The organism is Companilactobacillus versmoldensis DSM 14857 = KCTC 3814, assembly GCF_001434295.1.
GTDB lineage: Bacteria > Bacillota > Bacilli > Lactobacillales > Lactobacillaceae > Companilactobacillus > Companilactobacillus versmoldensis.
Map to the genome: position 1 here is coordinate 24829 of NZ_AZFA01000015.1, position 23438 is coordinate 48266.

Here is a 23438-nt window from a genome sequence, read left to right on the forward strand (position 1 = left end):
ACAACTTTTATCTTCCGATGGAATCAATTTTTTAGATAGGCGCTTTTTCCCAACTGCAACGGTCACGGTAAAATTTAGCTTAGATTGTGAATCCATTGGCTTCCAGATCCCTTGCTTTAGCTTTGATTGTTTGTTTGGATTCTACAAATCCCTGACTATCAAATTCGTCCAACACCTTTTGAAGTGTGCTTTCTTTTCCATCAACGCCTAGTAAATCTGACAACTGTTCTTCAGAGCCACGGATCTTCGTCAAGACACGCTGGTTGATCTGTAAGTCGAGTCCCTTTTGTCGATCAATTTCCTTAGAGAATGCGTCAGGCAGATTATCTAAATATTCGCCAATTTGTTTCACGATCCGCCAGCCAATACCCGTATTACGATCAGCTTGATTGATTGCATTATTAATATTTTGCAATAATTTCAATTCACTACTTTTCAAATCAATGTCATCATTGCTCTTTTGAAAACTAGCAAATTGATCATAAGAGACAGATTGGGAATCAATTTTTTTATGCTGTTGATTTTGATGAAGCTCAGTAAAAGGGACCATCGATAATTTAATAACGTTCGAACGATCCAAAACTTTATCAGAAAATTTGTAAGTTGATTCATCAGTATTAACAGTTCCGACGAACAAAACATTATCACGAATTGCTATGTCAGATTTAATGCCATTCTTCGCACTATCCTTACCATCGTACAAGTGAATCAAACGTTGCCCTTTATCCATCTCAAGTACAGACAAGAATTGAGCAAAATAATGCTCGACCTTGGCCAAATTCATCTCGTCAAAGACCACGATATACAACTGACCAGGATTCTTTTCCGATTAACTCAAAGTTTCAATCAAACCGCTATTACCAGGATTATATTCTTTCGTCTGGGGATTGTAATAACCCAAGAGATCCGAATCATCAGTCCAATTCGAACGGACCGGGATGAATTTTACATTGTCGCGGATCTTCAAAGCATTCCCGTAACATTTAACTAACTGTGACTTACCAGTCCCACTTAAACCAGCTAGAACTACCAAGCCACTCGTCTTCATAGCTGTATGGAAGTTGATCAAGTCTTTTTCACGATAATAAAGATTCTCATTTTTAGATTCCTGGATAAAATCATTCAAAAATTGTTCTTCGTCACGTTGTACAGAAGGGATAAAGGCTATATCGCCTGAAATGTATACCGAGTCCTTAATCATTGCATCAGAAAATGGTATTTTAGTGAATCGTGAATAATGATCCTTTAAAGAATTTCTTAGTAATAAAGTATAATTATCATTTTGCTCATAAAGAATTTTAGAACTTTTTGATTTGTAATTTGCTTGTTCATTTTTCTTAACGTACTCATCAACTGTTTCATCTGAATTTGTAGCTCGACGAATTGGAAATTCAAAATACATCGGTTTTTTATTTTTATGAGAATCAAATTCTTCCTTTGAATCAAAAAGGTACTTGGGATCGTTTTTATCAATCCAAAAAACAAAACTATCACGCCTTGCACTATATACTCCAGTAGCAATAACAGTTTTTTCCTTCCAATCGTTCGTGGTAATTTTATTAGCTTGAAAAAAATCATTAGGATAAAAAACCGGATCTTTCTTTTGTTCATCAAATCTTTTTTGAATATCTGGTTTTAAATCAGATAATATATCTATTTCACGAGTTTCAATACCGTTACCATCATCTATGGCACTACCGACATGACACAATACTTGAAAATGTTTTTCTTCTTGTCCTCGAACTTCTTTTGAATCTTGCTCTTCTGTCATTATGTCCCCCACTAAAGCATATTTTATAATTAAAATTATAAATCACTTTAATCTTACTAACACACCCGTTTTCAAGATCAATCATTTTCTTAATCATTCCTCTTGACATTTATTTCGGTACCGAATGTTTTTATTAAATCGAAAAGAGGAATTTTATATGACTGAATTAACAGATAAATTAATGAAACAATTACATTTTGTCGGTAAAGCCGGCAGTCAATACATGCACCAACACAAGCAGCGCCTGACTGGTCAGCAACGGGTCTTGGCTATTTTGAACTTGGAAGATAACTTATCACAAAGCTATCTTCAAGAAGTCCTCGACCTGCGCCCTAGCTCACTGGCTGAACTCTTGAAAAAATTGGAAGATAAAGAACTCATCTCCCGTAAGGAGGATGCCAACGACAAGCGGATCAAACGGATCACTTTGACAGACTCCGGACGTAAAGAAGTCAAAGACAACGCTGTTGGTGAAGCAAGCAGCACTACTGAAGGATTCTTTGCTGGATTGAGTGAATCTGAACAGCAATCACTTCACGATACCCTTGAGAAGGTTGCTTCTGGTTGGGATGAAGACTTCCAAAAACAAGCCAATAGCTTCGTTGATCCGATGGACCGTTTCCAAGCTATGCAAAAAGTCCGCAACCAAATGATCGAAAAATATGGCGATGACTTTGAGAACATGTCTGAAGACGATGCTCGTGCCTTTCGAAAAGAAATGCGCACTCAAATGAAAGCTATGGGTATGAGAATGCCCGGTCACGGACATGGTCATGGACCAATGTGCCACATGATGAATCATGGTGGTTTTGGTGGTCCGATGGGACCTGGACGCCACGCCAATTTTAGATTCGAAGGCCGTTGCCACTAAAAAGTTTTCACTAAAATAAAAATTGTCACCGATTCAAAAATGAATTGGTGACAATTTTTTTTGGAGAAATTTACATTCTCATATTTGCAATGTCTAAACGTTTATTGACGACATACATGATTATGCCCCCGATGGCCATCGACAGGCCTTCGCCGATCGCAATTGAAGCATAATTGATCCAAAACGGTGTTTTGAAGGCAAGGTACAATTCACCGGCAACGGTGAACATCGAAAGTGCGAACAAAACACCCATGATAACAAACTTGACCTTCAAACTTTTGACGTACTTGACGATCCACAAGATAAACAATAAGAGCAGTAAGGTCGAAATAGTCCCGATCGGTACGTCAAGCGCCCAAGTTGGCGACATAAAGTTAGACAAAAAAACACCAAGTGTCACACCCCAAATGTATCGTTTCTTAAACAGCACAAGATAATTGAACATCTCGGAGATCCGGACCTGGACTGGTCCATAAGCGATCGGTTGGATGATCATCGTCACAGCCACATACATGGCAGCGATGATTGCTGTACTAACAATAGTTTGAACAGTGGAACTTGATGTTTTGGTTAAATTCTTCATTAAAAAGGCTCCTTTATAGCTTTTAGCTACTAATAACTACGATCAAAGGAAATAAGTATCGTAGTGACGCATTACACATCTATTTATATCTTACTTGGCAGTCCAGCCGCCGTCAATCGGAATCACACTTCCGTGAATATAATCTGATTGTTGACTGGCTAAAAAGAGCGTTAATTCGGCAACTTCTTTCGGTTCAGCCCAACGTCTAGCTGGAGTTTGTTCGGCCACCCATTGAGCCATTTTGGCATCCCCTTCAAAGTCAGAGCCATTCATCGGCGTATTGATAGCACCAGGTGCAATACAGTTAGCCCGGACACCGTGTTCAGCAAAATCCAAGTCCAATTGTTTCGTCATCCCTACGACTGCGTGTTTGGCGGCTGTATATGCGATGCCGCCTCCACCAGCGACCATCCCAGCGATTGACGCCATGTTGACGAAGACACCATGATGTTGCTTGATCATCGTTGGTAGAACAGATTTGACCATCATGAATTGGCTAGTCAGATCCGTCTGCAAAATATCGTTCCACTGATCCAACGAAGTGTCGCGAGCATCGCGATAATCGTCCAGTTTACCAGCAGTATTGCAAACCACATCGACCCTTTTATAAGTCGTTTCAATCAATTTAGTGATTTTTTCAAAAAGTTTTTCGTTGCTAACGTCAGCTGTGATGGGTTCAAAATTTTCATTCTCAAGCGGAATTTGATTCTTGTCGATGCCGATCACTTGAGCATGATTTTGTAAAAATAATTTGGCTTGTTCCAAACCGATCCCCGATGCAGCACCGGTGACGATAACTACTTGATCGGTAAAATCTTCTGCCATTATTTATTCACCAGCTCCCAGTCAGTCGCTAAAATATCACAGTCTGTTGGTGACCACATGCTGTATGCTTCGTCAGCTGTTTTGATCAAGAAATAAGGGTTCAAAACATCCCCATCGAATTTATCTTCAGATTGAAGGACTACAAATAGTTCTGTTCCTTCCCATCCGGTCCGAACAGCTTTTTCGCCTTGTTTTAAATGCGGTAAAATTGCTTCAAAAGTCATAATATCCTCCATATTTATACTCATTTGAGTTTATCACGTTGGCCTGAGCTTTTCATCAACTTCTTCACTCGATGAGCGTAATGCTTGTATAGACCTGAGTATCGGCCCGTGTATTCAGATTTCCATGGTTTATCGCGACCACAAAAGTGCAAGATAACCGTGTGTTCGATCACCCAATCGAGATTCCACTTTCCATCACCAAGCAACAAATAAATTGCACTCATTCTGGCATCGTAATTGTAGACCTCATCAGGTATTTTAATGATCTCGTGACCATATAAAGCATTCAAGACATCTTGGTCTGGTAAAAATAGTGACAATTTTTTCTCCCGGATATAATTGAAAATATCGGTAGCCTTAACTGTCTGCCGGATCTGATCGAGATTCATCAACAAAACGCCGGAATTAAAATAACTTTCAGCCTCATAGTTGCCCAAGCGCAAACGATTGAAATCCTCAGTCATGTTATTAGTCAAAGCGGCGTGACTGGCAGCTGCATATAACTTGCTTTCCATTGGCATTTGATAGAGTTGCTTCAAATCATTGATCACCAACAAGTCGACATCCAGATACAAGATCCGCGAAACTTCTTTAGGTAGATATTTATGAGCCAACAAACGATAGTAGATTGTTTCTGGATAGCGGTCGTTGACTGGAGCGTTCTCGAAGATCTTCCCATCAACAATGATTGGATGGTAATTGATCTGCAAACGTCGACAGAATTTCTCGATCTGCTCAGTGTCAGCTAGTTTCTCCTGTTGTAAAACATAAACATCCAAGCTCTTCGTGGGACTATTGATAACGATCGAATAAAGACAAGTCAACAGTTGTTGACTGACCTTGTCGTTGATTGCAAAAAGTAAATTCACCAGACCACCTCACTGACTCTTTGATAAGAAAATTATATCACGGTCAGGTCTGCCGATATTTTTAACCAAATAGTATTTATCTGTGCTTTTTTCATTCGATTGGTATAATTGTCCCACAGGAGATAAATATGGAAAAAACAATCAACAAAAACCGTCTAACCCTTGCAATACCATCAACACCAGCTACTAAATCAGATCACGATGTCATAACTGACCTACTTGACACCCTAGCTGCGCACAAAAAAGATTGCGTCGGCATGGCCGCCAATATGATCGGCGTCAGCAAAAATATTATTGCTGTCAATGTCGGTCTGGTCAATGTCCCGATGATCAATCCCGTTATCACCAAAAAGTCGCAGCCCTATCAAGTTAAGGAAGGCTGCCTATCACTAGAGGGCGAAAAAGAAACGACTCGTTATAAAAATATCGAAGTCAGCTTTCAGGATCAAAATTTCAATTCCCATCAACAAAGTTTCAACGGCTTCATCGCCGAAATCATTCAACACGAGATCGACCACCTATCAGGCATCTTGATCTAGCCTTGATAAGGATTTTCAGCCAGAACTTGCGTGTAAAAACCGATCTCGTCAAAAACTGATTTCAGCCGTTGTTCAAAATGGTCACTATTTTCAGCACCAGTGATCAACTTACCGTCGGTAGCAAAATTTTTGTCAGCATCCCAAAGCAAAGCTGGTGATGGCAAAACAATCATGTTGAGCATTTGTAAAATCGGTACGATCGAAGCAGCAGCCACGATACCGCCATCGCTGAAATGCGAATAAGCCACCACATGGACCGGCTTGCGATTGACCTGAGGACCAACGAAATCGAGCGCATTTTTCAAAACACCAGTGATAGCTCGGTCATATTCTGGGGTCAAAATGACATAGCCGTCTTGCTGATCCAGATCATTTAACCAACTAGCTTCAGCAGAATTCAGATCGGTGATCTCATCTTCCAAGGGAGTTTGTGGATGATCATAGAGTGGTAACGGATAATCTTTTAGATCAAGCCAATTGAATTCAACATCTCTGACTTGAATGTTGCTCTTTAAGTACTTAAAAATTTTTTCACCCAATGCTTTAGTTCTAGTTGAACCTAAGATCACACCAATTTTTACCATTTGAGTGCCTCCTGATATATTCCAAAATTATATTAAATAAATATTCCTTTTATATATTAAAGATAAATTTATTATTTAGCTAGGTCAATTGTTTTGCACTTTTAATTAATTATTACTCAAATTTGAAATGAAGGTCTTAATTTTATGGATAGACTGACCAAATATCTACTCAAGGAAAATTATCATCAAAACTTGTTCCGTCAACAAGAGATCTCAAAGTTGACCGCTTAGATCAAGTACTTATGGATCAATGTTGTCATCTATATTTTGATCACTGGGATCGAGTATTGGCTGGCTATTATTGGTCATTCACAAGCTTTGCGGGCTGATGCCTTAAACAATCTCTCAGGAGTCATATCGACTGGCGTTTTGATCATCGGTCTTCGAGAAGCGACTAATATCGACGACGATGACATCATTGGTAAACACCTCCCTGTTCAAGGAGTCCGTAGTCAAAATACTTTACAGCTATCCCGTTTTCGATTGGAAACGATTTTTACTTTATTAACCAGTTTTATTATGGTGCTGATCTCACTACAGATCATCATTAGTGGAATCACTGGTTTATTCCATCTCGAAAACAACGTCACACCAAATCTACTTTCTGCCGTAGGTGCCTTTGTGGCAACTTTGATGATGCTAGTGGTCTACTTTATCAATCTTCGTTTTGGAAAAAAGCTTGAGAATGCTTCACTTTTGGCGGCATCCAAAGATAGTTTAGGCGATGTGGTGACTAGTTTGGGGACGATGATCACGGTTTTGGTCTCCTTCTTCCTTCATTTGAACTGGCTTGATAGTACGGTCAGTATCGCAATCGGTTTATTTATTTTATGGCAAGGTCTGCAGGTCTTTCAGGAATGCACTTTAAATCTAGCTGACTACGTTGACCCGCAGTTGGAAGCCGATATGAAGAAGACCGTTGAAACGGTCAAACATGTCCATCAAGTGATGGATCTATCGAGTCGTTACAGTGGCAATCTGCTGATCGTTGATATTTTTATTATGGTAAATCCAAATGCCTCGATCTGGGAAATTTATAACGTCAATGAAAAGATTGAAAATCGGCTCCATCAGAAATTCAATACTTATGATGTCACGATTACGGTCATCCCTGACCCAACTGAATTAAAGAAAAAGCAAGCAAAAAAAGGTCCGTCAATTTAATTGGCGGGCCTTTCGTTTTATTGGAGTGGTAATTACAACAACTTAGTACATGACTTTAAGCAAAACTGAGTGGATCATCTTTCGTCCAGAATCCGGTCGGCCGAATCTTGAAGTTATCAAGTCGGTCATCGATGTCGACGTAGAGATTCTTCTCAATTAGCTTGTCCTTTAGTAATGCTAAGACGGCTGCAGCAGCTGCGGCGATATCGAATCCGATAATACCAGTAGTCATCATTGCAAGTCCGATCATAATTGGTACGACGATACTTGCAATCAAGAGTCCGGCTTGAATTAGGATTGCGATACCAGCAACAGGTCCCATTATCAAACCTACAAATGGAATAAATCCAAGTAGGACTAGTGGGATAATGATTGGTACAGTGATCAAAAGCACTAAGCTCATCCAGAATGGCCATGATAGGGCGATCAATAGCCCTGGAATGAACAAGGTCATCATGGCAAGACCGACGATGATAGCAATGCCAAGAACTGGGATCGCTAAGTCCGTGAAGATCAACGCCATGAATCCGAAGCCAATAAAGAATAACAAGAACCTGAGTACTAGGAACATCGGCATTACCGCTACTAACAATAGGAAGAGGAGCACGGCTCCTACTAGCGCAATAATATTAAAGATTGGATAGAGGATCAAGACGATCAATAGAATACCTAAGATCGTACTTACTGAACCTGCCGTGAAGATGAAGAAGATGGCCATCAGCGCTACCACAAGGATAGCAGCGACAATCACGAACAAGATCAACGGCAAGGCGAAGAATAGCAATGGCGATAACGTGAATAATAACAGGCCGATTCCGGCGAAGATACATGCGATAACGATACCGATCAAAGCCAAAATTGGAACTAAGATTGGCAATAATCCGATAGCTAAAGCAACGATTCCGGCGAAAATCTGCAATGCTATTAAGGCGACAAACATTACTATTGGAACAGCGATAGCTAAGATAACCACAATTCCGGTAACGATGATAGCTGGTAACCAGAGCAAGATACCGATAACGGAAAGAACCGTTACGATAGCACCAGCTACGACAGCCAGGAAGGTAATTGGGATCGTGATCAAATTGACGATTGGAATCAAGTTAACGACTAATCCAATCAGAGCTGCTGCAATCGTAAAGATAGCAGCTATAGGGAGGATAAACGGCGAAGCAAGGATCCCTAATGTCAACAACAAGATTGGCAAGGCAGTAACTGCAAAGACGACAGTGAAGACGACTAATGCAATTGGGATCCAGATTGGCGCAGTTACGATGGCAATTATTGGCATCAAGATAGCCAAAACTGGCACGGCAATAATCGCTAAAATAATTGCTGCCAAGAGATCCGTCTTGTCATTCTTTTGAACGACCTTCCGTTTCAGAGCATCAGGAACATACTTTTTGTCGAGATAATCTTGATAAACTTGCGATTTTTTCATCAATTGCATGTTGATGGCTTTATCAAAATCACCTTTCCTCATTGAATCACCAAAGGATTTAAAGATTTGGGGTAGGTTCGATAAATACTTGTCAGTACTACCAACAACAGGACGAGTATCTACAGTGAAGAGAAACTCGCTACCATCCATAGCAGATTTTAGGAATTTAAAGATCCGACCGGTTTTATCTGAGGAGGATGTACCGTTCGATACCTGGTGTAAAATGTCAGGAATTGCTCCAAGCATCTGAGCTTTGTCGTCACTTGACGCATTTCCCATTTTTTTATAGAGGTCGCTTTGAATCTTGTAAAACAAGTTTGCAGAATCTTTATTCCCACTATCATTAGTAGATTGACCAGCAGCACGGCTATTTGCAGCCTGTGCGATTGGTTCGACATTGCCGGATTGACCTGCATTGTGAGCAGCTAAAGAAGCAGAAGCCATCTGATCCACAGTCGTTTTAGGATTGTAGAAAGTCTTCGGCAACTCAGTCGCACCAGCAACATTCGTCGAAGCATCAACTTTCGTCACATTCAGGCGACCATTGATAGCCTTCCAAGCATCATTCGAGTTGAGCTTTTCAGAAGATGAAGCATCTTTACCCTGCAAATAATCTTGATAAACTTGCGATTTGAGCAAATTATCAATATCCATAGCCCGATCAAAAGCATTGGCCGAAATGTTGGCACCGAATACTTTCAATAACTTGGGCATATTTTGTTGCAGGATATTATCACTATTAGTATTAGCCGCACCATTCACAAACGTATTAGCAATGCGACCAGTCGAAAGACGAGTCTCAAAACTGAAAGTTTGTGCTTGTGTTGGGGCGTTACTAATATATGACCAGATCCAAGGTAAAGTCTTGACCACTTCGGCCTGCTCTTCAGCGTCAGCATTAGGAACCTTATTGGCAACATCCGTGCGGATGCTTTCAAAAGATTGATTGCTTTGGTAAGCCTTATTTTGATTTTGACCAGCTTGATTTTGATCAGCTAATGCTTGTTTCAAAGTTTCGTGAGGATCACTGGCTCTCCCATCAGGGGTTTGGATCACGTTTGAAACTGCCGCACCAGCTTGGACCTGTTGTTCAAGCGCAGCCTGCGGCTGAACTTGAGAACTTTCAGTGTGAGTAGTTGGTGTTGCTGGCGTCGTTGGTGTTGAGGCAGTTTCAGTCGCACCCGACTCCTGATTAGTTTGAGAACTAGTTTGTTGATTGTCAGTACCTGCTACTTGAACTTGTCTTCGAGAAGTAGGAGCAGCTTGAGCTGACGAAGCTTGTGGACTCGCCTGACCAGTGGATGCTGATTTAGTCGTTGAGTCGGTTGAAGAAGTTGACGTCGAGTCAGTGCCATTTGCACCAGTCAAATTTTTCTCGGTCGCACCAGCAGTTGAATCTGTCGGTGTTTGTCCGGAGCCATTAGTCGTTGGTGTGCCAGAAATTCCCACTGTTGTGCGTGACATGACGGCCTGGCGTGCTTCGTCAAAGGTTGGCGTGTAGTTGTTTTGCGAACTACTCTGTTGCTGTTGTTGCTGCTGTTGCTGTTGGGTACGAGCTTGAGTAACGGTCTTGTAGCCAGTCGTTTGTCTGGTCGTGGTCGAATAAGCACGGTTACTACTTTGCTGGTATGTCGGCTGCGTGGCAGCTTGCGTCTGGGTTGAAGTCGTCTGCGTTGTAGCAGTTTGTGATGTTTGAGAAGCTGGCGAGTAACTTTGAGTCTTACTGTAACGAGCAGTCTGCTGAGTTGTCGTCGTACTTTTCGTCATCTGCGGCTGATGCCACTTAGAAGTCAGCTGATCATGAGCAATCTTTACTGGCGAACCAGCAAACTTTGCGGTGACCTTGGTAGTAGTGTAAACATTCTTAGTGGCTATCCCCATAGCTATTTGATAATTCCCGTAATCGACATTACGGTTGAAAGAAAGTGTCAAAGTATCATTATTGGTATCTTTGGTGGCTGTATATGGAACATCCCCCTTTTGATTGATAACGGTACTATGCTTCAGATCGACATTTTGGCGGTCGAATGAGACGACCAATTTTTCGCCTTTCTGAATAACATTATTCCCCGAAGCGACTATGCTGCCAACGAATGCATAGCCTCCATTTTGCTTCTTCAGTCTCAAATTGAAAATACTATTAGCATCCCTTAATGGTGTTTTCAAATTTGAATTGGGCTTTGCCGGCTCAGTTGTCCGAATGTGGTTGTCAGTAGTGGCTGCCGAAACAGCTCCAACTGTCCCACTGGCGACGATTGGCGCCGCCAACAGTGCAACTGAAACACAGACAAAAGCTCTTTTGAACAATGACATGAAGTCCCCCCTTCACTTTTAAAATTAATTAAAAGAACGATATAAATTTACATTTATATCTATGAGTGAGCATAACTCTCCGCATATTCTTTTACAAGTAATTTCACAATTGCGAGCAATGATAAAAAAGCAGTGTGAATTGGATTTTGATTATTTTTTGAATCATCAAAATACTGTAATATCAGTATTTTATCGGACTAATCTTAATTTAGAATATCGTCAGAACCATTTATCAATCTATAATCAGCATCAATATTGTGAAACGTTTAAAGTCAAAAAAGGTAACTTTTTTTATATATCGTACGATACTCATTTTAATTATTTTTATTTCCATATATTTGTTATATTCTAGGATGACTCATTTAATTATTAATTAATTAAATCCAAGTATTTTGATAATCCAATATTTCTACTCGAATATTCATTTATTGGTTCGAGTTTACTTTAAAAAGAGCAACTAAAAAATGAGCATTATTGGCGGATTTTTATAATTCGCAAAAAATACAAATATATTTATCATCAATACGTTATTTGATTAATTTCAGAAACAAATGAAAAGACCTCCTTGGGATGATTTATTCATCAAATCAAGGAGATCTTTTTTCATTATTTCTAAAAATACTGCCATTTTTTTGAACGCTTTTAAACTTGTTTTGTTTGTATAATATTACTCGTCAATTGGGTCAGTGATGGTTTTAACGACAGTTTCGATAGTATCAACAAAAGGACCATCCTTTTTTAGCCCTGGAATCTGAAACTTCGTTTCCCACCAATCAGTCCTGATCTGTTGGACCTTTTCGACCATTTGCTGGCCTAATTCAGTCAGCTGCAACAACTTTGTCTTACCTGCCCCATCGTGTTTTTCTAGATAATCAAGTTGTTCCATCTTTTTGATCTCTCGTGTTGCTAAGCCTTTGTCGATCACTAAAAGTCTGGCGACATGATTTTGCGTAATTTCAGGATAGTCACCCACTGACAATAAAATACAAGCGGCAGTCGGATTTAATTTTAATTGATCGAATTGTTCGCGAGTATCTTTATAATACTGGCGGTGGATAATAGAAATGTCTTGAGCTAGGTATCCAATATTTTTCATAAAATTGCTCCCGATTTTTTGTGTGTTGACAAATCAACACTAACGATTTATCTTATAACAATAGCATTCTAACCACTTATTCACAAGGAGATATTTATGGCTAACAAGAAAACTGGTGCAGAAGCATTATTTGAATCAATGATCAATCAAGGTATCAAATACGTCTTCGGATTGCCTGGAGCAAAAGTCGACAAATTGTTCGATTTGATGCAATACAGTGATAATCCTAAAGCACCCAAACTAATCATCACTCGTCACGAACAAAACGCTGCCTTTATCGCTTCCGGTATCGGACGTCTAACTGGCAAACCTGGCGTGGTCGCTACTACTTCCGGCCCCGGAGTTTCCAACTTAGCAACTGCGTTGATCACTGCTACTTCTGAAGGTGACCCAGTCGTTGCCTTAGGTGGCCAAGTCCCACGTAACGATGTGGCTCGTTTGACTCACCAAAGTATTCCTAGTAAAGAACTTCTAAGCACAGCTACTAAAGATAGCGTCGAAGTTCAAGATTCAAACAACATCTCAGAAACTTTTGCCAACGCTTATCAAACAGCAATGGCTCCTAAATCAGGTGCAACTTTTATTTCCCTACCAAAAGATGTGCTCGATGATAACGTTACTACTGAAACAATCGATCCATTGACACCGATTCAACAAGGCGGTGCTGATCAGGCAACTATCAATCAAATCATTGAAAAAATCAAGAACGCCAAACTTCCGGTTATTTTAGCAGGAATGCGTTCATCTGATTCAGAAGTTACTGCATCGATCAGAAACTTCCTCGAAAAATTCTCGATCCCAGTTGTTGAAACCTTCCAAGGTGCTGGTGTTATCAACCGTGACCTCGAAAAGAACTACTTTGGTCGAGTCGGTTTATTCCGTAACCAAATCGGTGATGCGATGCTTAAAGAAAGCGATCTAGTTATCACGATTGGCTATGACCCAGTTGAATACGAAGCTCGTCTTTGGAACGTTGACCGGACTGGTGAGATCATTAACCTTGATAGTATTGCTCCAGAAATTTCTAACGACTATCAACCAGATTTAGTGGTCCAAGCTGACATTGCGAAAACTTTGAATCAGTTGAGTCAAGATTTACCTGATATTTCACTGAATGATGATTTGAAATCTCATTTGCATCAAATGCAAACTAACTTTTTATCTAAAGATGCTGTGCCTGAACGCAAAGATGCTAAAGGTGTTCATCCATTAGAGATCATCAACAAATTACAAAATCAGGTCAATGATGACACAACAGTCACTGTTGACGTTGGTTCCCACTATATCTGGATGGCTCGTCACTTCCGTAGCTACAAACCAAGACATCTTCTTTTCAGTAATGGTATGCAGACCCTGGGCGTTGCTTTGCCATGGGCTATCGCAGCTGCTTTAGAGCGTCCTGACCACCACGTTGTTTCAGTTGCTGGTGATGGTGGTTTCCTCTTCTCTGGTCAAGAGTTAGAGACTGCTGTCCGTTTGAATTTAAATATCGTGCAACTAGTTTGGAATGATGGTTATTACGATATGGTCAAATTCCAAGAAGAAGCTAAATACGGCCGTAACTCTGGTGTTGCTATTGGTTCTGTCGATTTTGCCAAATATGCTGAAAGTTTTGGCGCTACTGGTATCCACGTCGATAGTGCTGATGAACTTGACGGAGCCTTGAAAAAGGCTTTTGCTAAAGAGGGTCCAACTGTGATCGACATTCCGGTTGATTACAGCGACAATATTAAGTTATTATCAACTCTATTGGACGATTACGTGAACTAATTTTAGACAGAGAGGAATTCATTATGACTAACTCGAACATCTTATATCAACACGGAACATTAGCTTTATTAGTTCCTGGACTACTTGAAGGAACTTTATCGATGCAAGAACTATTGCAACACGGCGACACTGGTATCGGTACTGGTGAGGGTCTCGATGGTGAATTGATCATCTTAGATGGCACTCCTTATCAAGTAGATAGTAAAGGAAACGTCAATGTAGTTGATGGTTCTTTCACACTACCTTTTGCCAACAGTCACTTCGCAGCGTACAATCCTTTGACGACCGTCGAAGATGTTAAACGTGAGGAACTCAAAGATATCGTGGCTAAAAAAGTTCAAAGTGCCAATACCTTCTACTCGATCAAAGTCAAAGGTACATTTAAGAACATCACGACCAGAGCGGTTCAAAAATCGACCGAACCTTACGCAACTTTAGCTAAAACAGCTGAGAATCAAAGTATCTTCACTCGTAAGTCAGTCGAAGGAACCTTGTTGAGTTACTATTCACCTCAAATTTTCGATGGTGCAGCAGTCGGAGGCTTCCACAGTCACTTCATGTCAGACGAACACGACTTCGGTGGCCACATCCTCGACTTCGCATCAGTAACTGGAGAAGTGACCTTCCAACAATTCGACAGCCTAGAACAACATCTACCCGTAGATAATCCAGCCTATATGACTCACGATTTCTCAAACGATGATGTCTTAGGAGAAATCCATAAAGCCGAAAGTTAAAAAAGCAGAGTGGTACCAAAGGTGCACAGTTTGCGAGCATTAACGAGGAATCGGAACTTATTCCTGAACTTGGAATAAGAGCCGGTTACACGTTAAGCGGAACAAACTACCTTTGGTAGCACGTTTCAAATCAGAGTGCAAAAACAGGCGGTTAGTTTGCGAGCATTAACCTGAAATCGGAACTTATTCCCGGTTCTGGAATAAGAGCCGATTTCAGGTTAAGCGGAACAAACTGCCTGTTTCTTGCACGTTTTCGCTATAAAGATAGAACGCACGCACTAATGCAAAATCACAACAAAGCACAACACTTTATTCGAGCATTAAGAGGTGCTTTCGATAACATGTTTTTTCAAAATCTAACAATACAAAATCAAAATTCCAACCCAATCTCCTTGAATAACAGTAAATTGTGCGTTATCTTGTAGGACACCCTTGATTAAGTATTTCAACAAAAACAGCCATTCCGGATCAAATCTGGAATGGCTGTTTTACTTTGTCTAAATTTACTCTTCACTTATATTAGTTTGTTTAGTTTTATCTCGGATAGTCAAAATAGCAATAATTGCACCGATCAAAACGATCATTATCGAAACTAACAAAACTGTTTTATAACCTTGATTAAATGCGATAAAGATATCTCTTCTAATATCTTCCATCAATAAATTACCATTGATCAACTGGTCAAAATAATGTTGAACAACTTTTAATGTGTCGTGACTAGAAACTGGTCCAGCTTCTTGGAAATTTTTAGTAATCGCATTTCGAGCAGATTCTGGAACCGATAAATTATCAATCTGTTTACCAATAGAAGCTTGATAATGATTGTTCAATACCATACCTAAAATAACGATCCCAAACGTACTTCCTAATTGACGGAAAACGTTGACTACCCCACTGGCGATCCCGACGAATTTATTTTCAACACTTTCAACAGCTGCTGACGACAGCGGTGGGTTGACGATGGCATTCCCAATACCTAAAATGATAAATCCAATCACGAAATCAGGATAAGTCACACTCATCGAAACCACTTGTTCGATTTCAAATAGTCCACAAGCTATTAACAACAAGCCACCAGCAATCAGCCGACGCTTAGCAAAACGGTTGGATAAAATACCAGCGATTGGCCCAATGATCAAACTCATCAGACCGATGGCTAATTGTCTGATACCGGTCTGTTCTGCGGTATAGTTCAAATAGTTTTGCATCCAAATGGTCAAATATGTTAGATATGCATATAGTCCAGCGCCTAAACAAAACGATGCTAAGGCAGTGCCATTAAAGGACCATGACTTGAATAGTGTCAGATCGATCATTGGTTCTGCGAATAACTTTTCAGTGATCAGGAACAAGATCAATAATATGGCTCCTAGTACGAAATAAAGCCAAACATTTTGATTGCTCCACTTCCAAGCTGGATGAACTTCTTTTTGAACTAAGCCAAAAACGAAGCAAAAGATCATGGCAGTTGAAAAAATCATTCCCAGCCAATCAATTTTTTCGTTTTTGATACCAAGCGTTTCATCAACAAATTTAAAACTCATAAACAAAGCTATTAAACCGATCGGCAGATTGATGAAGAAAATTGCCCGCCAATCAAAGAAACGGATCAAAAAGCCACCTAAAACTGGCCCTAAAGCTGTCGCCACCCCGACGACTGAACTCCAGACACCAAAGGCTATCCCCCGCTCTCGATCATCAAAGGTCTCGGCTACGATAGTCATCGATAAGCTCATCATACCTGCACCACCGATACCTTGAATCATCCGTGACCAATTCAATTGCATCGGTGTTTGCGAAAGAGCCGACGCTAACGATCCCAAAGTAAAGATCGATAAAGAAATCATGAAGACTTTTTTTCGTCCAAACAGGTCACCAAATTTCGACGCGAGTAATAAACACATGGCAAACGCCAAGGTATACGCATTGATGATCCATTGCAGATCTGAATAGGATTCTCGCAATTCTGTTTGGATCGTCGGCAAAGCGACGTTGACAATAGTTGAATCTAGTAACGACATAAATACTGCTAAACATAAAGCTGTTAAGGCCCACCATCGACGGTGACCATTTTTTGCAGCTGTTTCCATAAAACATTCCCCATTTATAAAACTTTTATTCATATTAATATACCAAAATTAGATATTCACATGATATATTTTACACGAATCACACCAAATCTTACTGTTTCAATCGTTCAAAATTTTAAATTAACTATATTGTGAAATTATAAACATTAACAAATCTTTATTCCGATAAATGAAATAATTGTGGTTCAAATTGAAATTGTTGACATAGCAATCTCATAAATATTATTAATGACCTTTTAAACATTTGACTATAAGAGTAGCACACTAATATGCTATAAATATCACAAAGTTAAGAATTGCTTGTCAACAACAACTGGAGGTAATTACTATGACAAATTTTAGAACTGAATCTGACACCTTAGGTGAAGTTAAAATTCCTGAGACTGCACTTTGGGGAGCTCAAACGGAACGTTCTCGGAACAACTTCCCAACTGGTGAAAAGATGCCACTTGATATCATCAAAGCTTTATTGCAGATCAAAAAAGCTGCAGCTATCGCTAATAAAGAAGTTAAATCGATCGACGGTAAAAAAGCAGATTTGATTGTTAAAGCCATCGATGAATTGTTGGCCTTAGATGATGTTGATCTTCGCAAAGATTTTCCACTGGTAATTTATCAAACAGGTTCTGGTACCCAGACCAACATGAATTGTAATGAAGTTGTCGCTCATATGGCTGCAAAACTCGATGACAGCGTTGAGATCTTGCCAAACGATGACGTCAACAAAGGTCAAAGTTCTAATGACATCTTCCCAACTGCTATGAACATCACAGCCGCAGTTGCAGGAGCTGAATTGGAAAAAGCTTTGGAACATTTGATATCTGAATTGAAAATCAAACAAGATAAGTACTGGCGGACAGTCAAGATTGGCCGGACTCATTTGCAAGATGCTACTCCATTGACTTTTGGACAAGAAGTCAGTGGCTACGTATCAGCTTTAGAACATGACCTTTCATATCTAAATGATTTGAAACCAACTTTGGCTGAATTAGCGATGGGTGGAACAGCTGTTGGGACTGGTTTGAATGCTGCCCCTGGTTTCTCAGATATCATCGCTGATAAAATGAGCGAAGTTTATGGTATCAAATTCACTGCTAAAACTAATAAATTCTATGGTTTAGCACATCATTCAGGACTAAATGTCGTTCATGGTGCAATGAAGACATTAGCTGCTGATCTGATGAAGATTGCCAATGATATCCGCTTCTTAGGTTCAGGTCCTCGTTCAGGTTATGGCGAATTGAACATTCCTGCTAACGAACCCGGTTCATCGATCATGCCAGGTAAAGTCAATCCGACCCAAGCTGAAGCAATTACGATGGCTGCCGTCCGTGTCATGGGAAATGACGTTGTTGTTGACCTAGCTTCATCCCAAGGTAATTTTGAAATGAACGTTTATAAACCAGTTCTGATCAGTGCCTTTCTTGAGTCAGCCGACTTATTAGCCGGAACAATGACAGGCTTTGCTGACAAGATGATCCATGGACTTTCTGTCAATTCAGAAAGAATGGAAGAATTGGTTGATCAATCATTAATGACAGTTACAGCCCTTTCACCACATATTGGCTATCACGAAAGTGCAACGATTGCTCAAACTGCTCAAAAAGAAGGTACCTCCCTGCGTGAAGCTGCCATCAAATCAGGCAAGTTAACTGCTGAACAGTTTGACCAATGGGTCGTTCCTATCAATATGACTAATATCGATCAAAAATAATTATTAAGTGAGGAAATTATGGCAAAATATAAGTTTCAACCTACTGACATCAAAGAGTTGCAAACTAGTTACGACTTGATCGTCGTCGGTTCCGGTGGCGCTGGTCTGACTAGTGCCTTGCAAGCTCATGAACTAGGTCTTAACCCGGTCATCCTTGAAAAGATGCCGGCTATCGGAGGTAACACGACCCGAGCATCTTCAGGAATGAACGCCAGTGAGACTTCAGTCCAGCTCGACCACCGAATTGTCGACAGTATGCAGGATTTCTATGACGATACTTTCAAAGGCGGCGGCAAAAAGAACAATCCTGAGTTGTTGAAGTATTTCACGACTCATTCAGCCTTAGCTATCGACTGGCTCAAGGAACACAAAATCATCTTGGATGACCTGACGATCACCGGCGGAATGGGCGTCATGCGGACACATCGCCCAAGCTCAATGGCACCGATCGGTGGCTTTCTAGTGACCGAATTGCTGAAACAAATTGAGAAAAACAATATCCCATTATTCAACGATGTCCATGTCAATAAGCTTTTAAAGAGTGATGACCAAATAGCTGGCGTCGAAGTTGACATTGATGCCAAAACGGTCAATATCAGTGCTCCAGCCGTAATCTTGGCAACTGGTGGTTTTGGTGCCAATCCAGAATTACTAACTAAATATCGTCCAGACCTCAAGGGCTACAAAACAACTAACCAACCTGGTGCTACTGGTGACGGTATCACTTTAGCCGCCGATGTCGGTGCTAAATTAGTCGATATGGATCAAGTCCAAGTTCATCCGACTGTTCAACAAGATACTGATCATCCTTACTTGATCGGTGAAGCTGTCCGTGGTGAAGGTGCTATCTTGGTCAATAAAGCTGGAAAACGTTTCGTCAACGAGCTCGATACTAGAAAGAACGTTACCGCAGCTATCGATGATCTGAACGAACATGGTGCTTATTTGATCTTTGATCAAGGCATCCGCGACCGGGTCAAAGCCATCGAATTTTATGACCATATTGGTCTAGTTTCGACTGGCGAAACCTTAGAAAAATTAGCCGCTGAGATCAAACTTCATCCTAAGGCTTTAGAAAAGACCGTTTCTGACTGGAACTCCGCTATCGAAACTGGGGATAAAGAGTTCAAACGGACAACAGGCATGGATCGTGGTATCACTACTGGACCTTTCTTCTCGATCCACATCGCACCTGCGGTCCACTACACGATGGGTGGCGTTTCGATCGATGATAAGACTGAGGTCTTAGACGAAAAAGGCCATGCTATCAAGGGATTATTTGCAGCTGGGGAAATTGCCGGAGGTTTACACGGTAATAACCGGATCGGCGGAAACTCGATTGCCGAAACAGTTATCTTTGGGAGACAAGCTGGTCAACAATCCTTCAAATATGTACAGCAAGGTCGTGTCTCTAAATAATCATGACTCTTGAAAAACTGAATTATCGAAAATTTATTTTACCGATCGTCGTTGGCCTAATTATTTGGTTGCTCTCACCATTTAAGCCAGCAGGCGTTTCCTTAGTTGCTTGGCACATGTTTGCTATCTTCGTGGCAACAATCATCGGCTGTATCACTCAGCCATTACCAATCGGGGCCGTGGCTATCATTGGTTTCACGATCACTGTTTTGACTGGTACGGTCAAAATGGATACTGCTATCGTGGTTTTGGTAATAGCAGTATCTGGCTGATTGCGATGGCTTTCTTCATTTCTCGAGGTTTCATCAAAACTGGACTTGGGAAACGGATTGCCGTCCTCTTCGTCAGGATGTTCGGTAAAAGCACTTTAGGACTATCTTATTCACTCCTCGGTGTCGACTTAGTCCTTGCTCCTGCTACACCAAGTAACACCGCTCGTGCCGGTGGTATTATGTATCCGATCATCAAATCTTTAGCTGAAGAATTTGGTTCGGATCCGAAAAAAGGCACTGAACGAAAAATGGGATCATTCTTGATCTTCTCGGAATTCCATGGTGACATGATCACCGCTGCCATGTTCTTGACTGCCATGGCCGGAAACCCTTTGGCACAGTCGTTGGCTGGTCAAATGGGGGTTAAGATCTCTTGGATGAACTGGTTCCTCGCCGGTATCGTCCCTGGTCTAGTTTCTTTGATTGTTATCCCATTTGTGATCTACAAAATGTTCCCACCTGAAATCAAGAAAACACCTGATGCCAAAGGTTGGGCCGATAAACAATTGAGTCAAATGGGTAAATTCAGTTTACCTGAAAAGTTGATGTCAGTTATCTTCGTCATCGCCCTACTACTTTGGATCCTCGGTGGTGTGCTTGGGATCGATGCAACACTTACCGCCTTCATCGCCTTAACGCTCTTGATCCTTTCTGGGATCTTGTCTTGGAAAGATATCCTGAATGAATCAGGTGCTTGGAACACTTTGGTCTGGTTCTCAGTCCTAGTCATGATGGCTTCACAACTCAACAAATTAGGTTTCATCCCTTGGTTGAGCAATGCCATCGGTGGCAGTCTTAAAGGAATGAATTGGATCTTTGTTTTGATCATTTTATTACTTGCTTACTTCTATACTCATTATCTATTCGCTAGTTCGACCGCTCACATTTCAGCAATGTACAGTGCCTTTCTAGCGGTCGCTATTTCAGCAGGTGTCCCACCGATGCTTGGTGCCTTGATGCTTGGTTTCTTCGGAAATCTCTGTTCATCAACGACTCACTATAGTAACGGTCCTGCTCCGATCCTATACGGATCTGGTTACGTCAAGCAAAGCGAATGGTGGAGAATGAACTTGATTCTCGGTATAATTTACTTTGTTATCTGGATCGTCATCGGTTCAGGTTGGATGAAACTAATCGGTATGTGGTAAAAAATGGAGGACAATATGAACACGAGGGACTTGGATTATTTTAAAAAATTGGTCGAGAAGAAGAATTTCACCGAAGTGGCTGAAATCTTCCACGTTTCTCAACCAACCATCACCCAAGCCATTCGACGTTTAGAAAAAGAGTTTGATACCAAACTGATCACCATTGATCGAGTCCATCAAAAAAACGAGATCACCCGTACCGGCAAATTGCTGTTCGAAAAATCTAAACGGATCCAAAAGGACCTGGCACTTGCCCATAAAGAAATCCAAGCAGCTAAATGTCAGAAGATCCGCTTTGGACTGCCGCCAATCATTGGTAGTCTGTATTTTCCCCAAGTAGTCGGCAAGTTAGCTCAGGCCAACATTTTGGATAAATTGAATATGATTGAAAGTGGCTCGCATTCATTGTTGAAACAGCTACAAGATGGCGATATCGACATTGCGGCCATTGGTTCGCTTTTGCCGATCAACAACCCACATTTGATGGCAAAACACTTAGGCACCCGTCCTTTCAAACTCATCGTCAGTAAAAATCATCCCTTGGCCAAATCAAGTCAACCTGTCGATTTTCGCGATTTGTCCGAGGAGAAATTCATCGGGTTCGCCGGTCAGTTCATTCACGGTCAAATCATGCAAGACTATATCGACCACACCGGTATCAAACCTGAGATCATCCAACGAACGCCTGATATCTCGTGGTATAAGAGTTTGATCCGGGCTAACATCGGCATCGGCATTTTAGTCGGCGACGAGATCAATCAATATGACCATAATATTGTTAGTTTGGACATCAAAAATCCTTTACCAGAAAACTTCAATGTTTCCATCTTCTATCGTAATGGTTACGTCCTCAAGGATGATGAACAGAAGTTGCTCGAGATCCTCGAAAAAATGGATATTGAACATATCTCAAAAGATCATTATTAAAAAATAACCACTATTTGAATAAATTTCAAATAGTGGTTATTTTTTTGTATCATCGATTATTTCGAAACCGTAACCGCGGATATGTTCTTTGAGCATTTCTAAATATGACTGAGCTATCGGACTCAATTGCGCCTGACTGTGCTTGATCCAGCCTAAGGTCATTGAATCATCGACTTCTAAAGGTATCGCCACGATCTTGTCATCATTCAACTTACTACTGATGATTCCTGAACTGATGGTATAGCCGTTCAAACCGACCATCAAATTGAAAATCGTTGCTCGATCGCTGACCTTGATATTTTTCTTGCGGACGAGAGTACTTAAGATTTCCTCAGCAAAATAAAATGAGTTATTATCGCCCTGTTCATATGACAAATAAGGATAATCTTCTAAGTCATCTAAGGTGACCGATTTTTTCTTAGTCAAGGGATTTGGACGACCGACGAAAACGTGTGGTAGCGCCTTGAACAGTGGCGTAAATTCCAAATCATGTTCTTTGAACAGCTTATCCATGATCTGATGATTGAATTCGTTCAAATACAAGATACCGATCTCACTTTTAAAACTGGTCAAGTCAGTCAAGATATTGCGAGTTTCTGTTTCTCGTAAAGTGAATTGGTATTCGTCAGCTTTGACCGTTTTGATCAATTCCACGAAGGCATGGACCACAAAGGCATAGTGCTGGGCTGAAACTGAAAATGACTGTTTACGAATAGCATTTTTTTGATAATGCCCTTCTAATAACTGAACTTGATCGAGGACTTGCCGAGCATAGACCATGAATTCACGACCTTCGTCAGTTAAAGTCGCTCCCAATTTGCTTCGCAATAAGATCTGAATATTCATTTCTTTTTCCAATTCTTTGATTGCCTTGGACAAACTTGGCTGGGTCAGATAAAGCTGTTTAGCTGCTTCATTGATCGAACCTGTTTTGACGATCGTTTCTAAATATTCTAGTTGTTGGATTCGCATAGGTCACCTCCAAATTTTTTCTTAAGTATACGTCATCTTATAACTTAAAACTATAACGCGTACATATTTTTAGCAGTTATTCAATAAGCAAATATGGTGTTATCTTATA

General features: G+C 40.6%; 19 protein-coding genes, 1 pseudogene and 1 riboswitch. Of the genes and pseudogenes, 9 read left to right on the forward strand and 11 right to left on the reverse strand.

Features of this window, described 5'->3' with window-relative positions; all coding sequences use genetic code 11:
- Positions 1-79 precede the first annotated feature (79 nt).
- The gene (locus FC27_RS08200; RefSeq protein WP_056938097.1) at positions 80-784 is read right to left on the reverse strand and encodes a hypothetical protein; all 705 of its coding nucleotides are present in this window, start codon (positions 782-784) and stop codon (positions 80-82) included.
- Between the two features lie 45 nt (positions 785-829).
- Complete coding sequence (locus FC27_RS08205; RefSeq protein ID WP_050901070.1) at positions 830-1771, reverse strand: hypothetical protein; 942 nt, start codon at positions 1769-1771, stop codon at positions 830-832.
- Between the two features lie 157 nt (positions 1772-1928).
- Between FC27_RS08205 and FC27_RS08210 the strand changes: the two genes are divergently transcribed.
- Positions 1929-2642, forward strand: coding sequence for a MarR family winged helix-turn-helix transcriptional regulator (locus tag FC27_RS08210; RefSeq protein WP_010625056.1), 714 nt, complete (start codon positions 1929-1931; stop codon positions 2640-2642).
- A gap of 70 nt (positions 2643-2712) precedes the next feature.
- Here the strand turns inward: FC27_RS08210 and FC27_RS08215 are convergent, their stop codons facing one another.
- The 4 genes from FC27_RS08215 to FC27_RS08230 form a co-directional block, all read right to left on the reverse strand.
- Positions 2713-3225 carry a QueT transporter family protein gene (locus tag FC27_RS08215; RefSeq protein ID WP_010625057.1) on the reverse strand — a complete coding sequence of 171 codons (513 nt, stop codon included), beginning with the start codon at positions 3223-3225 and terminating at the stop codon, positions 2713-2715.
- Positions 3226-3322: riboswitch (PreQ1 riboswitch) on the reverse strand.
- Entirely contained in the window at positions 3316-4050 is a 735-nt protein-coding gene (locus FC27_RS08220; protein ID WP_010625058.1) for a 3-oxoacyl-ACP reductase, read from the reverse strand. Its footprint overlaps the riboswitch before it by 7 nt.
- Positions 4050-4274 carry a DUF2829 domain-containing protein gene (locus FC27_RS08225; protein WP_010625059.1) on the reverse strand — a complete coding sequence of 75 codons (225 nt, stop codon included), beginning with the start codon at positions 4272-4274 and terminating at the stop codon, positions 4050-4052. Before FC27_RS08225 ends, FC27_RS08220 begins: the two co-directional genes overlap by 1 nt.
- A gap of 20 nt (positions 4275-4294) precedes the next feature.
- Positions 4295-5143, reverse strand: coding sequence for a glycosyltransferase family 8 protein (locus FC27_RS08230; RefSeq protein WP_010625060.1), 849 nt, complete (start codon positions 5141-5143; stop codon positions 4295-4297).
- A gap of 128 nt (positions 5144-5271) precedes the next feature.
- Between FC27_RS08230 and FC27_RS08235 the strand changes: the two genes are divergently transcribed.
- Positions 5272-5682 carry a peptide deformylase gene (locus FC27_RS08235; protein WP_010625061.1) on the forward strand — a complete coding sequence of 137 codons (411 nt, stop codon included), beginning with the start codon at positions 5272-5274 and terminating at the stop codon, positions 5680-5682.
- Here the strand turns inward: FC27_RS08235 and FC27_RS08240 are convergent.
- On the reverse strand, positions 5679-6266 hold the full coding sequence (locus FC27_RS08240) for an NADPH-dependent FMN reductase (RefSeq protein ID WP_010625062.1): 588 nt from the start codon (positions 6264-6266) through the stop codon (positions 5679-5681). The two genes, FC27_RS08235 and FC27_RS08240, sit on opposite strands and share 4 nt — an antisense overlap.
- Before the next feature lie 267 nt (positions 6267-6533).
- Here FC27_RS08240 and FC27_RS08245 point away from each other — a divergent pair, with 267 nt between their 5' ends.
- Positions 6534-7430: a cation diffusion facilitator family transporter gene (locus tag FC27_RS08245; RefSeq protein WP_010625063.1), complete on the forward strand. Its 897-nt coding sequence runs from the start codon at positions 6534-6536 to the stop codon at positions 7428-7430.
- A gap of 55 nt (positions 7431-7485) precedes the next feature.
- Here FC27_RS08245 and FC27_RS08250 read toward each other — a convergent pair whose 3' ends face one another.
- A complete protein-coding gene (locus FC27_RS08250) occupies positions 7486-11184 on the reverse strand; it encodes an MFS transporter (RefSeq protein WP_010625064.1) in 3699 nt (1232 codons plus the stop codon).
- 667 nt (positions 11185-11851) lie between these two features.
- Positions 11852-12280, reverse strand: a complete 429-nt coding sequence (locus FC27_RS08255; protein ID WP_010625065.1) for a MarR family winged helix-turn-helix transcriptional regulator — start codon at positions 12278-12280, stop codon at positions 11852-11854.
- Between the two features lie 96 nt (positions 12281-12376).
- On the opposite strand from FC27_RS08255, the gene alsS reads away from it, so the two are divergent.
- Positions 12377-14050: an acetolactate synthase AlsS gene (gene alsS / locus FC27_RS08260; protein ID WP_010625066.1), complete on the forward strand. Its 1674-nt coding sequence runs from the start codon at positions 12377-12379 to the stop codon at positions 14048-14050.
- Between the two features lie 23 nt (positions 14051-14073).
- Positions 14074-14787, forward strand: a complete 714-nt coding sequence (budA, locus tag FC27_RS08265; RefSeq protein WP_010625067.1) for an acetolactate decarboxylase — start codon at positions 14074-14076, stop codon at positions 14785-14787.
- A gap of 503 nt (positions 14788-15290) precedes the next feature.
- On the opposite strand, the gene FC27_RS08270 is transcribed toward budA, so the two are convergent.
- A complete protein-coding gene (locus tag FC27_RS08270; protein ID WP_010625068.1) occupies positions 15291-16877 on the reverse strand; it encodes an MFS transporter in 1587 nt (528 codons plus the stop codon).
- Positions 16878-17205: 328 nt separating this feature from the next.
- Between FC27_RS08270 and FC27_RS08275 the strand changes: the two genes are divergently transcribed.
- The 4 genes and pseudogenes from FC27_RS08275 (at position 17206) to FC27_RS08290 (ending at position 22357) form a co-directional block, all read left to right on the forward strand.
- Positions 17206-18591, forward strand: a complete 1386-nt coding sequence (locus FC27_RS08275; protein WP_010625069.1) for a class II fumarate hydratase — start codon at positions 17206-17208, stop codon at positions 18589-18591.
- Between the two features lie 18 nt (positions 18592-18609).
- Positions 18610-20010 (forward strand): flavocytochrome c, encoded by a 1401-nt coding sequence (locus FC27_RS08280; protein ID WP_010625070.1) that lies wholly within the window; start codon positions 18610-18612, stop codon positions 20008-20010.
- A 2-nt stretch (positions 20011-20012) separates the two neighbouring features.
- Positions 20013-21430 (forward strand): annotated as a pseudogene (locus FC27_RS08285) (anion permease).
- A 15-nt stretch (positions 21431-21445) separates the two neighbouring features.
- Complete coding sequence (locus tag FC27_RS08290; RefSeq protein ID WP_010625073.1) at positions 21446-22357, forward strand: LysR family transcriptional regulator; 912 nt, start codon at positions 21446-21448, stop codon at positions 22355-22357.
- 36 nt (positions 22358-22393) lie between these two features.
- Here FC27_RS08290 and FC27_RS08295 read toward each other — a convergent pair whose 3' ends face one another.
- A complete protein-coding gene (locus tag FC27_RS08295; RefSeq protein ID WP_010625074.1) occupies positions 22394-23329 on the reverse strand; it encodes a LysR family transcriptional regulator in 936 nt (311 codons plus the stop codon).
- Between the last annotated feature and the right edge of the window lie 109 nt (positions 23330-23438).